This is a genomic window from Azospirillum sp. RU38E (assembly GCF_900188385.1).
Lineage (GTDB): Bacteria > Pseudomonadota > Alphaproteobacteria > Azospirillales > Azospirillaceae > Niveispirillum.
The window spans coordinates 462,983-477,283 of sequence record NZ_FZOI01000002.1 but is presented as its reverse complement, the minus strand read 5'-3'; the positions used below and the strand labels follow the sequence as shown (position 1 = coordinate 477,283).

8 protein-coding genes are annotated in these 14,301 nt (G+C 62.7%); 6 read left to right on the top strand and 2 right to left on the bottom strand.

The genetic code is table 11. The features are described from left to right. Window positions 1–25 precede the first annotated feature (25 nt). A complete protein-coding gene (locus tag CHB97_RS07250) occupies window positions 26–1,486 on the bottom strand; it encodes an aldehyde dehydrogenase (RefSeq protein WP_089287275.1) in 1,461 nt (486 codons plus the stop codon). 317 nt (window positions 1,487–1,803) lie between these two features. Here CHB97_RS07250 and CHB97_RS07245 point away from each other — a divergent pair, with 317 nt between their 5' ends. After that, window positions 1,804–3,000: an MFS transporter gene (locus CHB97_RS07245; RefSeq protein ID WP_089287274.1), complete on the top strand. Its 1,197-nt coding sequence runs from the start codon at window positions 1,804–1,806 to the stop codon at window positions 2,998–3,000. 11 nt (window positions 3,001–3,011) lie between these two features. Here the strand turns inward: CHB97_RS07245 and CHB97_RS07240 are convergent, their stop codons facing one another. Beyond that, window positions 3,012–4,052 (bottom strand): LacI family DNA-binding transcriptional regulator, encoded by a 1,041-nt coding sequence (locus CHB97_RS07240; RefSeq protein ID WP_089287273.1) that lies wholly within the window; start codon window positions 4,050–4,052, stop codon window positions 3,012–3,014. A 462-nt stretch (window positions 4,053–4,514) separates the two neighbouring features. Here CHB97_RS07240 and CHB97_RS07235 point away from each other — a divergent pair, with 462 nt between their 5' ends. The 5 genes from CHB97_RS07235 (at window position 4,515) to CHB97_RS07215 (ending at window position 14,122) form a co-directional block, all read left to right on the top strand. Then, window positions 4,515–6,695: a TonB-dependent receptor gene (locus CHB97_RS07235; protein WP_089287272.1), complete on the top strand. Its 2,181-nt coding sequence runs from the start codon at window positions 4,515–4,517 to the stop codon at window positions 6,693–6,695. 98 nt (window positions 6,696–6,793) lie between these two features. After that, a complete protein-coding gene (locus CHB97_RS07230) occupies window positions 6,794–9,001 on the top strand; it encodes a beta-glucosidase (RefSeq protein ID WP_089287271.1) in 2,208 nt (735 codons plus the stop codon). Between the two features lie 73 nt (window positions 9,002–9,074). Continuing rightward, on the top strand, window positions 9,075–10,583 hold the full coding sequence (locus CHB97_RS07225) for a glycoside hydrolase family 30 beta sandwich domain-containing protein (protein WP_200819850.1): 1,509 nt from the start codon (window positions 9,075–9,077) through the stop codon (window positions 10,581–10,583). A gap of 21 nt (window positions 10,584–10,604) precedes the next feature. Beyond that, complete coding sequence (locus tag CHB97_RS07220; RefSeq protein ID WP_089287270.1) at window positions 10,605–12,566, top strand: glycoside hydrolase family 3 N-terminal domain-containing protein; 1,962 nt, start codon at window positions 10,605–10,607, stop codon at window positions 12,564–12,566. Between the two features lie 17 nt (window positions 12,567–12,583). Continuing rightward, a complete protein-coding gene (locus CHB97_RS07215) occupies window positions 12,584–14,122 on the top strand; it encodes a carboxylesterase/lipase family protein (protein ID WP_200819849.1) in 1,539 nt (512 codons plus the stop codon). The last annotated feature ends 179 nt before the right edge of the window (window positions 14,123–14,301 follow it).

The window sequence follows — 14,301 nt, the reverse complement described above, 5'->3', positions numbered from 1 at the left end:
TTTTGTCCTTATCAGAATTGTGGTGTCAGATCGGGAAGTGGCCCGGCTTGGTTTCCAGGGTGATCCAACGCAGCTCAGTGAAACTGTCGATGCCGGCCTTGCCGCCGAACCGGCCATAGCCGCTATCCTTGACGCCGCCGAAGGGCATCTGCGCCTCATCATGCACGGTGGCGCCATTGACATGGCACATGCCGGACTGGATGCGGCGGGCCAGTCGCAGGCCGCGCGCCGCATCGCGGGTGAAAATGGCAGCCGACAGGCCATATTCAGTATCGTTGGCGGTGTTTACCGCCGCATCTTCCCCATCCACCCGCACGATGGTGGTGACAGGGCCGAAACTTTCCTCCCCGTAAATCCGCATTTCTGGGGTGACATGGTCCAGAATGGTGGCCGACATCAGCGTGCCCTGGGTGGCGTGCGGCTGATAGAGCTTGGCGCCCTTCGACACGGCATCATCGATCAGCGACTGAATGCTGGTCACCGCGTGTGGATCGACAACGGAACCCAGCGGCGTATTGCCCTGGCGCGGGTCGCCCGCCACCAGGGTGGCAGCCTTGGCGGCGAACTTGGCGACGAAATCATCCGCCACCTTGTTATCCACCACGATGCGCTCGGTGGACATGCAGATCTGACCGGAATTGAAGAAGGCGCCAAAGGCGGCGGCCTTCACCGCCTCGTCCAGATCGGCATCATCCAGCACCAGGAAGGGGGCCTTGCCGCCCAGCTCCAGTAGGGCCGGCTTCAGATTGCGGCCCGCCCGCTCGGCGATGATGCGGCCCACGCGGGTGGAGCCGGTGAAATTGATCCGCCGCACAGCCGGATGATCGATCAGTGCGCCAACGATGGCCCCGGCATCTTCCGGTGCGTTGGTCAGCACATTGACCACGCCGGCCGGGAAACCGGCATCGGCCAGGGAAGCCCCGATCAGCGCATGGGTGCGGGGGCAGAGTTCGGATGCCTTCAGGATCACCGTATTGCCGCAGGCCAGCGCGGTGGCGATGGCCCGCACGCCCAGGATCACCGGCGCATTCCACGGCGCGATGCCCAGGATGACGCCGACCGGTTGGCGCACCGCCATGGCGATGCAGCCGGGCTTGTCGGACGGGATCACCTCCCCGTTGATCTGGGTGGTCAGGGAGGCGGCCTCGCGCAGCATTGAGGCGGCCAGCGTGACGTTGAAGCCAGCCCAGCCGGCGGTGGCGCCGGTTTCATTGGCCATGGCAGCAACAAAATCCGGCATCCGGGCCGTCAGCGCATCCGCCGCCTTCAACAGCAGGGCGCGGCGCGCATTGGGGCCGGTTTCCGACCAGGCGGGGAAGGCGGCTGCTGCCGCTTCCGCTGCTGCCGCTGCATCGCTGAGACTAGCGGCGGCGGCCGTGCTGGCCACCTCCCCCGTCAGCGGGTTGCGGCGGGTAAAGCTGCGGCCATCGGCGGCCTGCAAGGATTGCCCGCCAATCAGCAGGGCGGCATCAAGATTGGGTGCCATTGCTCACATCCTCCCGTCCATGGGCCATTCGGCCTCAAGTGAATTATGTTATGAACTATAACTATTAACGCCGCAAGGGGATTGTTTGCCAGCCGCAGCTTATTTCGCCCGTAGCTGATCATGGTGCTCTGCGGCCTTGCGTACCTCGCCGAAGCGGCAGGTTTCCGCCATTCTAGACGTGATCCATCTTAAGAATGGCGTTGTTGGGTAAGGATGCAACAAATTAATGATTATAACCTGTAACGAAGTCTGTTAGGCTGCGTCTTAATGATCAAGCAACCCGTCGGCACAGACGGGACGGACCCGGGAGGTTCCCCATGCACGTGAAAGACACGGCGCCGCGTTTCAGCGCCGTCACCGTTTTCCTGTGTTTCCTGATCGCGCTGCTGGAAGGGTTCGATATCCAGGCCATTGGCGTGGCCGCCCCCTATCTGATTCCCGACCTGGGGCTGACACCCGGCCAGGCCGGTCTGGTGTTCGGCGCAGGCATGGTCGGGCTGGTGGCCGGGGCGCTGACGGGCGGCTGGCTGGCCGACCGCATGGGGCGCAAGCCGCTGCTGCTGGCCTGTGTCGCCATTTTCGGCCTGTTCACCCTGGCCACGCTGGTGGCCAACGGGCCGGTTGCCCTCAGCCTCTATCGGCTGTTCGCCGGGGCCGGCATGGGGGCGGCGATGCCCAGCCTGATCGCGGTGGCCATTGAAATGGCCCCGCCGGAGCGGCGCACCCGCACCATCACTATGATGTTCAGTGGGATGCCGGTGGGCGGCGCGCTGGCCGCCCTGTTTGCCGCCAGCCTGTTGAAGCAATATGGCTGGCACAGCATCTTTCTGGCCGGCGGCATTGCGCCCCTGCTGCTGATCCCGGCCATGATCTGGCTGATGCCGGCCAGCAATCCGGCGCCGAAGGCCGCGCAGAGTGCTGCCGGCCCGGTGGATTTGTTCCGCGAGGGTCGCGGGCTGATCACGGCGCTGGCCTGGTTCACCTTTGGTATGACGCTGCTGGTGCTGTATCTGCTGCTGAACTGGCTGCCCTCCTTGGTTTCCGCCAAGGGGCTGGGGGCAGGGGCCGGGGCGCAGGCGGCCTTTGCCTTCAATGTCGGTTCTGTTGCCGGATCGCTAATCATCGGCGCGCTTGTTGACCGCTATGGCGCCCGCATTCCGATCATCCTGGCCTATCCCTGTGTTGCGCTCTCCCTGTTCGGGCTGGCCCAGGCCAACGACATTGTGCCGGTGCTGGCCTATGCAGGACTGGCCGGTTTCTTCCTGCTGGGGGCGCAATATTCGCTCTATGGCATCATTCCGCTCTATTACCCGGCGGCGATCCGGGGACTGGCGACAGGGGCGGCCATTGCGGTGGGGCGGCTGGGTTCCATTGCCGGCCCGCTGGTCGCCGGCCACCTGCTGGGCCAGGGTTGGGGCCCTGCCGGGGTGGCGCTGTGCATGGTGCCGGTGGTGCTCTCGGCCGGCGGGGCGGCTGCCATCATGACCCTGCGCGGGCGGATGGCGACAGCCTGATCCCCTTCTGATTACCCTTGCGGTGGTGCGGTTGATTCCCGCACCACCAGTTCATGCTGGAAGGTGGCCGGCGGCGGCGTGTCATGCCGGCCCTGGGAACGGGCAATAATATACTGTGCCGCCGCCGCCCCCATGGCCATCAGCGGCTGCCGCACCGTGGTGAGCGAGGGCCAGACGGCCGCTGCCATGGGGATATCATCGATTCCCGCAACAGAAAGCTGATCCGGCACCCGGATACCCCGGCGATGCGCCACCGCCATCACGCCCATGGCCATGGCATCATTGGCGGCAAAGATGGCGGTCGGCGGTGTCGCCAGCGACAATAGCGATTCCCCCGCCTCCCGCCCGCTTTGCAGACTGTAGGCACCGGGGCGCAGCAAAGCTGGATCATGTCCGCCAACCTGCGCCATCGCATCGCGGAAAGCCTCGAACCGTAATTCCGCCGAGCCATAGCCGGGCAGGCCCTGCACAAAGGCGATGCGCCGGTGCCCCAGATCCAGCAGATGCCGGGTCATATCGAAGGCGGCCTGATAATCATTGATGCGCACGGTGGCCGGCAGGGATGGCACGTCCCGGCCCGGGCTGACCCGGACATAGGTGCCGGGCCGCTGGATCAGCAGTTCCAGCATATCCGGATTATCCGCCAGACCCGGCATGAAGATGAAGCCATCCACCGCCGGCATGGCGATCAGCCGCCGCGCCCGTTCCTTGAACCCCTCCACCGCCATGCCCAGCGGTTCCACCAGCAGGTGATAACCGGCCTCCCTGGCGGCTGTCACCGCCCCCACCTGCAAGGCAGCGATATATTCATTCTGCAAGGACAGGGACGGTTTCTGCGCCTCCCCGCCCAGCACGAAGGCCATCATGTAATTCCGCAAGCCAGAAAGGCTGCGCGCCGAAAGGTTTGGTGAGTAATTCAAGGCGCTGACCGCCTCCATCACCTTTTCCCGCGTGGCGGCGCTGGCCTTTGGTTCCCCGTTCAGCACACGGGAGACGGTTTTGATGGAGACGCCGGCAGCCCGCGCCACATCATGGATTGTTGGCTTGGTCACAGCCGCTCCCGTTGCGGATTGGTGGGGATTTTTATCATCATATTGCTCTGATAAATATGTTTAGGTAATTTAAGAACGGAAAATGGGGACAACGATGGACATTTTCGGTTGCTCCGTTTACTAAACAGTGCTAGGTAACAATTCCGGTCACCAGCCGGCAAACATATAGTGCGGGACAACGTTGTCATCAACCTGTCCCGGCGATGCATGAGACCCCGATAACGGGGCCAGGCAGGGGAGTTGAAACGTGTGTGAGAGCATTTTCGCCGTCCGAAGGGGCTGACCCTTCGCGGGCCGTCCCCCTATGCGCTGAGATAGAGATAAACCGGAAACCATCGCTTTTCCGGAAGGACTTGTCTGTCTCTGTTCAACCGTATGACCAGCAGGTGGTCAGCGAATGCGAGCGTGCGTCCACAACTCCCCCCGAACAAGGGTAAACAAATGAAAGGGAGTGAGACAGTGATGCGGAAGTCCCGTCTGATGGCCGGTGCGGCCATGGCCATTCTGGTGCCGGCCCTGCCGGCTCTGGCACAGCAGGCCGATGGCCTGCAACTTGAGGAGATTGTTGTGACCGCGCAGCGCCGGGCTGAAAATCTGCAGGAAACGCCGCTGGCGGTTTCCGCGATTACCGGCGAGGGGCTGGAAAGCCAGGGTATCAAAAGCGTTGTCGATCTTTCCGCCCAGGTGCCCAGCCTGCAGATCACCAACAGTGGCGGCGGCGCCTCGCAGATTTTCATGCGCGGCATCGGCAGTTCCAACGTGACGGAGGTGGGCGACCCGGCCGTTGCCTATCATATTGACGGTATTTATATTGCCCGCGCCACGGCCACTGGCGCCCTGTTCTATGATATCGACCGGGTGGAAGTGCTGCGCGGTCCGCAGGGGACGCTCTATGGCCGTAACGCCACGGCGGGCGCCATCAATGTCATTTCCAAACGGCCGACGCAGAAGCTGGAAGGGTCGGCTTCGGTGGAGTTCGGCAACTATAATGCGCTGACCACCTCTGGCGTGCTGAATGTGCCGCTGGATGAAACACTGGCCATACGCGGGGCCTTCCAGACCATCCGCCATGATGGCTATCAGAAGGTAATCAATACCGGCCCCACCGCCGGCAATGACAAATATGACAAGGATGACAAGTCCGCCCGCCTGCAGGCCCTGTGGACGCCGACAGACCGGCTGACCATCAATCTGCGGGGCGACTATCTCAGCAGCGGTGGGGCCGGCGGCGGCGATGTGGCCTATCCGGCCCGCACCAGCGACCCGTGGAAGACCATTTCCACCGTCAATACCTATCGCAACAACACCTACTGGAGCACGGGGGCAGAGGTTAATCTGGACCTGGACTGGGCCCAGTTGACCTATCTGTTCGGCTATAACTACGCCAATGATGATCGGGGTGGGGAGAATGTGGCCACCAATGCCCCGAATTATTTCTACGGCGTGGATAAAACCTGGTCCAATGAACTGCGCCTGGGTGGTGAGACCGGGCCGGTGAAATGGGTAGTCGGCGCTTATCGTTTCAAGGAAGATAATGACGTCGATTTCCGTATCTTCCTGGCCAACAATAATTACCTGTCCTTCATCCAGCCAGAGGTGACGGCGGAAACCACGGCCTTCTTTGGTCAGGCCACATGGTCGGTGACCGAGGCGCTGCGCCTGACCGGTGGTGTCCGCTATACCGAAGACAAGAAGGGCCGCAATGGCGGCACCTATTTCACCAACAATGTCGGTGCGATTACCGGTGTGGTGACACTGAACGTGTCTGACAATAAGTGGAACAAGGTGAACTGGCGCGCTGGCATCGACTATGATCTGGCCGAAGGCAGCATGGTCTATGCAAATTTTGCCACTGGCTATAAGGCGGGTGGTTATTATGACGGTCTGCCGCCAAATGATTACAAGCCGGAAAGCATCACCTCCTATGAAGTCGGGATGAAAAACCGCTTCATGGATAACCGGCTGCAATTGAACCTGTCCGGCTTCTATTATGACTATCGGGATTTCCAGATTTCTGCCGTCGGCACCATTGCCGGGCAGGATGCAACGGTGACGCTGAATGCAGAAAAGGCGGAAATCTATGGCGTGGAACTGGAAACCGACTTCCTGTTGACCGAGCAGGACCGCATCGATGCCAGCGTTTCCTGGCTCCATGCGCGCTATAAGGATTTCCTGCTGCCCAAGGGGGATGCCTTCTCCAACAATGTTGCCAATGCCAATATCGCGCGCTGCTATCGCGCCGATTACAGCAAGCCGGCACCGCGCGCCGCCGATTTCTCCGGCTGTGAAATGGCGCGCACACCGGAATGGTCGATCAATCTGGGCTATCAGCATCAGTTCGATCTGGCCAATGGTGCCAGCCTGACGGCGCGGGTGCAGACACATTTTGAAAGCGCCAAGTACCTGGAATATCATGGATTCTCTGAGAACAAACAAAAGTCCTTCACCAAGACGGACTTGACCATGACCTATGCCCCGGCAGAGGGAAGCTGGAACGTGATGGCCTATGTCCGCAATCTTGAGGACAAGGACGTGCTCACCAACTCCGGCCCCAATGCGACGACCGGTCTGGCCAGCAATGGCAGTGGCGACTTCTATGCGCCGCCCCGCACCTATGGCGTGCGGTTCGGTATCGAATTCTAACAGTCCCCTCTGGGCGCGGGGAGTAGGGCGGCCGGGGCTGTCCTTCCGACCGCTTTCCCCCGCGCCTCTTTTTTAAAGAATCACAGGAGAGATCAGCGATGAAGGTTCATCAAGCGTTCAAGGCGGCACTGGCGACCAGCCTGTGCCTGACGGCATTTGCCGGCGGGACGATGGCGCAGGTGAAGGGGGCCTGGCAGAATAATAAACTGTCACCCGATGAACGCGCCCGGCTGCTGGATGCCGAACTGACGCTGGATGAACGGATCGGCCTGCTGCATGGCCCGATGGCGCTGACCTTCCCCGGTGCGCCACCGATCCCGGAAGGGGCCGTCGCCGGTGCCGGCTATATCCCCGGCGTGCCGCGCCTGGGCATTCCCGCCCTGAAGGAAACCGACGCCAGCCTGGGTGTCACCAACCCTGGCAATGCCCGCCCCGGCGATACAGCCACGGCCCTGCCGTCCGGTCTGGCCCTGGCCTCCACCTTCAATCCCAAGCTTGCCTATGATGGCGGGGCGGCGATCGCCAAGGAAGCGGCGTCCAAGGGCTTCAACGTGCTGCTGGCTGGCGGCGTCAATCTGGCACGTGACCCGCGCAATGGCCGTAATTTCGAATATCTGGGGGAAGACCCGCTGCTGGCCGGCACGCTGGCCGGTGAAAGCATCCGGGGTATCGAAGCCCAGAATATCATCTCCACCGTCAAGCATTTCAGCCTGAATGGCCAGGAAACCAACCGCCATTGGGCCAATTCCATCATTGGCGAGGCGGCCCACCGCGAAAGCGACCTGCTGGCCTTCCAGATTGCCATCGAACGCGGCCAGCCCGGCTCCGTGATGTGCGCCTACAATCTGGTGAATGGTGATTATTCCTGTGGCAATGATCACTTGCTGAACAAGGTGCTGAAGGGTGATTGGGGCTATAAGGGCTGGGTGATGTCGGATTGGGGTGCTGTGCACGCCACCGATTTCGCCCTGAAGGGCCTGGACCAGCAGTCCGGCCAGCAGTTGGACCAGCAAATCTGGTTTGGCGAACCGCTGAAGCAGGCGGTCGCCGCCGGCACGGTACCGGCTGAACGCCTGTCCGACATGTCGCGCCGTATCCTGCGTTCCATGTTTGCCGCCGGCCTGTTCGACGGCAAGCCGGGCACCCCTTCGGTGGACCTGAATGCCCACGCGGCGATTGCCAAGCAGGTGTCCGATGAAGGCATCGTGCTGCTGACCAATCAGAAGGGGCTGCTGCCGCTGGCTGGCGGGGCCAAGAAGATCGCTGTCATCGGCGGCCATGCCGATGCCGGCGTGCTGTCGGGTGCCGGTTCGTCGCAGGTGACCAGCATTGGCGGCAATCCGGCGTCCATCCCCGTGGGTGGGGAAGGCATGATGGCCATGTGGATGCGCCAGGTGTTCCACAATTCCTCGCCCTTGAAGGCATTGAAGGAGCGGCTGCCGGACGCCACCGTCACCTTCAATGACGGGCGTTATCCGGCCGCCGCCGCCGCGCTGGCCAAGCAGTCTGACATCGTCATCGTCTTCGCCAACCAGTGGATGGCGGAAGGTGCCGATGCCTTCGATATCTCCCTGCCGCAGGGCCAGAATGAACTGATCGAGGCGGTGACCACCGCCAATCCCAACAATATTGTCGTGCTGCAAACCGGTGGCCCGGTTGCCATGCCCTGGCTGGACAAGACGGGCGCGGTGCTGGCGGCTTGGTACAGCGGCCAGAAGGGTGGTGAGTCCATTGCCGATGTCATCACCGGCAAGGTCAACCCCTCCGGCCGTCTGCCGGTGACCTTCCCCACTGGCCTGGACCAGTATCCGCGCCAGGATTTGCCCGGTTGGGGCTTGCCCAGCAAGCAGCAGTTCGACGTCGTTTACGAGGAGGGTTCCGACGTGGGCTATCGTCGTTTCGCGGCGAAGGGGATGAAGCCGCTGTTCCCGTTTGGCCACGGCCTGTCCTACACCACCTTTGCCTATGACAAGCTGAAGGTGAAGGGCGGGGAGACGCTGGAGGTCAGCTTCCAGGTCACCAATACCGGCAAGCTGCAGGGCAAGGACGCCCCGCAGATTTATTTGGCCGGCGCCAATGGTCAGAAGCTGCAGCGCCTGATCGGGTTCGAGAAGATCGACCTGAAGCCGGGTGAGCGCCGCACCGTCACCATCAAGGCCGATCCGCGCCTGCTGGCCCGTTTTGATGAAAAGGGCCGTCAGTGGCACATTGCCGGCGGTGACTATGATGTGGTGGTCGGCCCCTCGGCCAGCACCACGGTTCTGTCCGGCAAGGCCAAGGTGGCAGAACGCACGCTGAAGCCCTGATTTTTGCCTCGGTCCGGGCGGGCAATGTCCCGCCCGGATGACGGCCAAGAAGAATAATGCGGGAGGATGCGCCGTGACAGAAGAGAACAGCGACGGTGTTGACCGCCGCGCCATCCTGTGTGGCCTGGGGTTTGCCGCTTTAGCGGCGGCGACCACCACACCCAGCATGGCACAAGAACAGGCGCGCGCTGCGGATCACGGTCCCCCAGCCACAGGGCAAGTACCGGTGACCTGGGTTTCCACCACCAGGGATAAGCCCTGGCAGGCGATGCCGGGCCAGTTGCCGTTGATCAATCTCACCTCGGTTACCGATCTGCATGTCATGGTACAGGCGGATCAGATGTTCCAGACCATTGAGGGCTTTGGCGGCTGCATCCATGAACGTGGCTGGCAGGCCCTGTCGCTGCTATCGGCGACGGCGCGCGCTGAGGTGCTGGAGGAACTGTTCACCCCCGGCAAAGGGGCCAATCTGCGCATCTGCCGCATCCCCATCGGCGCCAATGATTATGCGCTGGACTGGTACTCCCATAACGAGACCGCCGGCGATTTCGGCATGGAGAAATTCTCCATCGCCCGCAATCATCGCCTGATCATTCCTTTCATCCGCGCGGCCCGTCAGCGCTGTCCCGACCTTTCATTGTGGGCGTCGCCCTGGTCGCCACCGACCTGGATGAAGACCAACGGCCATTACGCCACCGCCAAACCGCGCATGGGCCTGCCGGACAATGGCATCCGCGATGATCAGGTGCGGGAGGAGGGGCAGGATACCTTCATCCAGGAGGAGCGTTATTTCCGCGCCTATGGCCTGTATTTCCGCCGTTTCGTCGATGAATACCGCAAGCTGGGCCTGCCCATCGGCATGGTGATGCCGCAGAACGAGTTCAATTCTGCCCAGGTCTTCCCCAGTTGCACCTGGACGCCAGCCGGGCTGGCCCGTTTCATCCCGTATCTGGCAGAAGCCCTGCAGGGCAGCGGCACCGATATTTTCTTTGGTACGCTGGAACGCGCCGATGCCAGCATGTTTGAGAAGGTCTATGCCGATCCCAAGGTGCAGCCGCACATCAAGGGGGTGGGCGCGCAATGGGCGGGGCGGGGGGCTATCCCCTTCATCCACCACGCCCATCCGGAACTGAAGATTTACCAGTCCGAACAGGAATGCGGCAACGGCCTGAATGATTGGCGCTTCGCCCGCTTCACCTGGCAGATGATGAAGGATTTCCTGCGCGCCGGTGCCTCTGTCTATGATTACTGGAACATCGCCGCTGACCGGAATGGTCTCAGCAGCTGGGGCTGGGCGCAGAATTCCATGATCAGCGTGGATGATGCGGGCAACCACCGCTTCAACCCGGATTACCATGTTTTCAAACATCTGAGCCATTTCGTGCAGCCCGGGGCGAAGCGGATCGCTACCGTCTCCTATGCCGGTTATGAAAACCTGCTGGCCTTCCGCAACCCGGATGACCGGATTGTCATCGTTGCCCAGAACGATATGGCGGAACCGATGCCCTTGCACCTGACGCTGGGGGCGAAGACACTGCGTGCGCTGCTGCCGGCGGACAGTTTCAACAGTTTCGTGATTTAACCGGCAGCAGGGAGGAAACAAATGCATAAGCAATTCAAGCGCCTGCTGCTTCTGGGCGTTTTACCGTTCGCGGCCCTGACTGCCTTTGCCGCCCCGCAGCAGCCGGTTTTGCCGGCCGAAGGGGCGCAGGTGAACGTCGATGGTCTGCGTTTCCGCGACCTGGACCGTGACGGCAAACTCTCGCCTTTTGAAGATTGGCGCTTGTCAGCGCAGGCCCGCGCCGCCGATCTGGTGGCGCGGATGACGCTGGAGGAAAAGGCCGGGGCTGCTGTGCATGGTACGGCCCCGGTGCAGGGCGGGCCGCTGTCGCCCGGCCCGGCTTATGATACGCCCGCAGCGGAAGCGATCATCCGCGACCAGCATGTCAACAGCCTGATCACCCGCATGGCCATCGCACCCGCCGATTTCGCGGCGGAAAATAATCGCCTGCAGATGATCGCCGCCGGCACCCGCCTGGGCATCCCGCTGACCATCAGCACCGATCCGCGCAACCATTTCCAGGTGGTGGGTGGGGCGAGTGTAAAGGCCAGCGGTTTTTCCCAATGGCCGGAAACCTTGGGCTTTGGCGCGCTGGATGATCCAGCACTGACCCGGCATTTCGCTGATCGCATCCGGGCGGAATATCGCGCCGTCGGAATCCATATGGCGCTGTCGCCGCAGGCTGATCTGGCCACCGAACCGCGCTGGTCGCGCATCAACGGTACGTTCGGCGAAGACCCGGCCCGCGTGGCGGCACAGGTGAAAGCCTATGTGCAGGGGATGCAGGGGGGTGATAAGGGCCTGGCCCCCGGTGGTGTCACTACCGTGGTGAAACATTGGGTGGGCTATGGCGCCCAGATCGATGGGTTTGACGGGCATAATTATTATGGCCGCTTCACCGATTTCACCAGGGGCGGCTTTGACCGCCATGTCGCCGCCTTCCTGGGTGCGTTTGAGGCGGGTGTGACCGGCGTGATGCCGACTTACACCATCCAGAAGGGCCTGAGCCTGGATGGCAAGCCGGTGGAAGCCGTCAGCGGCGGTTATAACAAGCAGATGCTGACCGATCTGCTGCGCGGCACGCACAAATTCAAGGGCCTGATCCTGTCGGACTGGGCCATCACCAATGACTGTAATGAAAGTTGCCGCACCGGCAACCCGCCGCAGCAGCCCAAGGATATCGCCACCCCCTGGGGTGTGGAGGATCTGACCCAGCCGCAGCGCTATGCCAAGGGCATGTTGGCGGGGATTGACCAGTTCGGCGGTGTCAATGATGGCCTGCCGCTGCTGGCGGCGGTGAAACAGGGGCTGCTGCCGGAAAGCCGGCTGAATGCGGCGGTCGCCACCATCATGGAACTGAAGTTCGAACAGGGCCTGTTCGAAAACCCGTTCGTCGATCCGGCTGCGGCCCCTGGGATCATCGGCCGTGCCGATGTGCTGGCAGAGGGGCGGCAGGTGCAGGCCAAGGCGCTGGTGATGCTGGAAAACCGCCTGGGCCCGGCCCCTTTGCCGGCGGGCGGGGGCAAGCGCCTGTTCATCCATGGCGTGGATGAGGCTGCGGCCAAGGCCGCCGGTTTCACCATCGTGGCCAGCCCGGATCAGGCGGATATCGCCCTGATCCGTCTGAAAACCCCGTTCCAGACCCTGCATCCCAACCATTTCTTCGGGCGGATGCAGCATGAGGGCGACATTGATTTCAAGGAAGGTGATGCCGGGTTGGCCCTGGTGCGCCAGGCGGCGGCCAAGGTGCCGGTGATCGTCACAGTTTACATGGACCGTCCCGCCATCCTGACCAATATCAAGCCGCACGCAGCCACCTTGATTGCCGAGTTCGGGGCCACCGATGCGGCCCTGTTCGATGCGCTGACCGGCAAGGTGGCACCACAAGGCCGGTTGCCGTTCGAATTGCCGTCCAACATGCAGTCGGTGGCCAAACAGTCGCCGGCCCTGCCGGCTGACAGCGGCGATCCGCTTTACAAAATCGGTTTCCGTCACGGTTCCTGAAGCTTGGAGTTCTGCTGATGCTACGTCGATTGATTGCCGCCGCCATTGCCCTGCCCTTGCTGGCCAGCACGGCGCTGGCAGCGGCCCCGCAAGTGAAGGTGTCTTCCGGTACGCTGGAAGGGGTGGAGCAGGGCAAGGTGCTGGCCTTCAAGGGCGTCCCCTTCGCGGCCCCGCCGGTCGGCGATCTGCGTTGGCGGGCCCCGGCCCCGGTCGCCCCCTGGCAGGGGGTGCGACCGGCCAAGGATTACGGCAATGATTGCCAGCAGGTGCCGTTCCCCGGCGATGCCGCCCCGCTGGGCGGCCCGGTGGGGGAGGATTGCCTTTATCTGAATGTCTGGGCACCGGCCAATGCCAAGCCAGGGGCCAAGCTGCCTGTGATGTTCTGGATTTATGGCGGTGGCTTCGTCAATGGCGGCACCTCGCCCGGTGTCTATGATGGCAGCGCCTTTGCCGAAAGCGGCGTCATTCTGGTCAGCGCCAATTACCGGATCGGCCGTCTGGGCTTCTTCGCCCATCCGGCCCTGACGGCGGAGGCGGGGGGCAAGCCGACGGGAAATTTCGGCTATATGGATCAGGTGGCAGCCCTGGAATGGGTGAAGCGTAATATCGCCGCCTTTGGGGGCGATCCGGCCAATGTCACCATTTTCGGGGAATCGGCCGGCGGCCGGTCGGTGAATGTGCTGCAGGCGCTGGAGCCGGCCAAGGGCTTGTTCGCCAAGACCATCGCCATGTCCGGCGGCGGCCGCCCCGGCGGCCTGATGAGCATGTTGGATTTGGGTGCCGCGGAAAAGGTCGGGCTTGCCTTCGCCCAATCCGTCGGGGTGACGGATGAGGGACCGGCCGGCCTGAAGGCCCTGCGCGCCCTGCCGGCGGACAAGGTGGCCGATGCCAGCATGGCATCCCTCTTCACCGCCGGCCCGCGCACCATGACCGGCCCCATTGTTGATGGCAAGCTGGTGACGCGCGACCCGGCCCTGATCCTGGCCGAAGGTGGCGGGTCCACCAAGGTGCCGGTGATGGTGGGCGCCACCGGCATGGATGGCTTCCCGATGGGCAAGGATGTAGCACCGGTGCTGGCCAGCTTTGGCCCCCTGGCGGAGCAGGCCAAGAACCTGTATGCCGCCCCCAATGACACGATGGTGATCTGGAAGATCATGGGCGATCGCGGCTTTATTGAGCCGGCCCGCTATGTTGCCCGCGCCGCCGTGGCGCGGGGTGTGCCGACCTTTGCCTATCGCTTCTCCTATGTCGCGGATTCCATCCGGGCGAAGACGCCGGGTGCCATGCACGCCAGCGAAATCCCCTATTTCTTCCGCACCATCAATGTGCGCTATCCGGGGCAGGTGACGCCGGCGGACGAGGCGACGTCCAAGGCGGCGCATGAATATTTCGTTTCCTTCGCGCGCGATGGCGTGCCGTCGGCCAAGGGCGGCCCGGCCTGGGGGCCCTATGATCCCAAGGCTGACAAGATCCTGGACTTCACCCAGGAAGGCCCGCGCTTTGTCGATGATCCCTATCGTGCCCGTCTGGATCTGGTGGAAAAGACGGCACAATAAACACAGTGTGAAACTGCTGCGGCCGGCGCTTATACCAAGTTGCGATGATGTGAACTCATCGCAACTTGGTACGGCGGCGACCGCCGCCGCGCGGCACGTGCCGCGTGAAGCCAAGCCAACGGATGTTGGCGCCGGCGATTGAGGGCCTTGATCAGAACCTATAGGTTCTGATCAAGGCA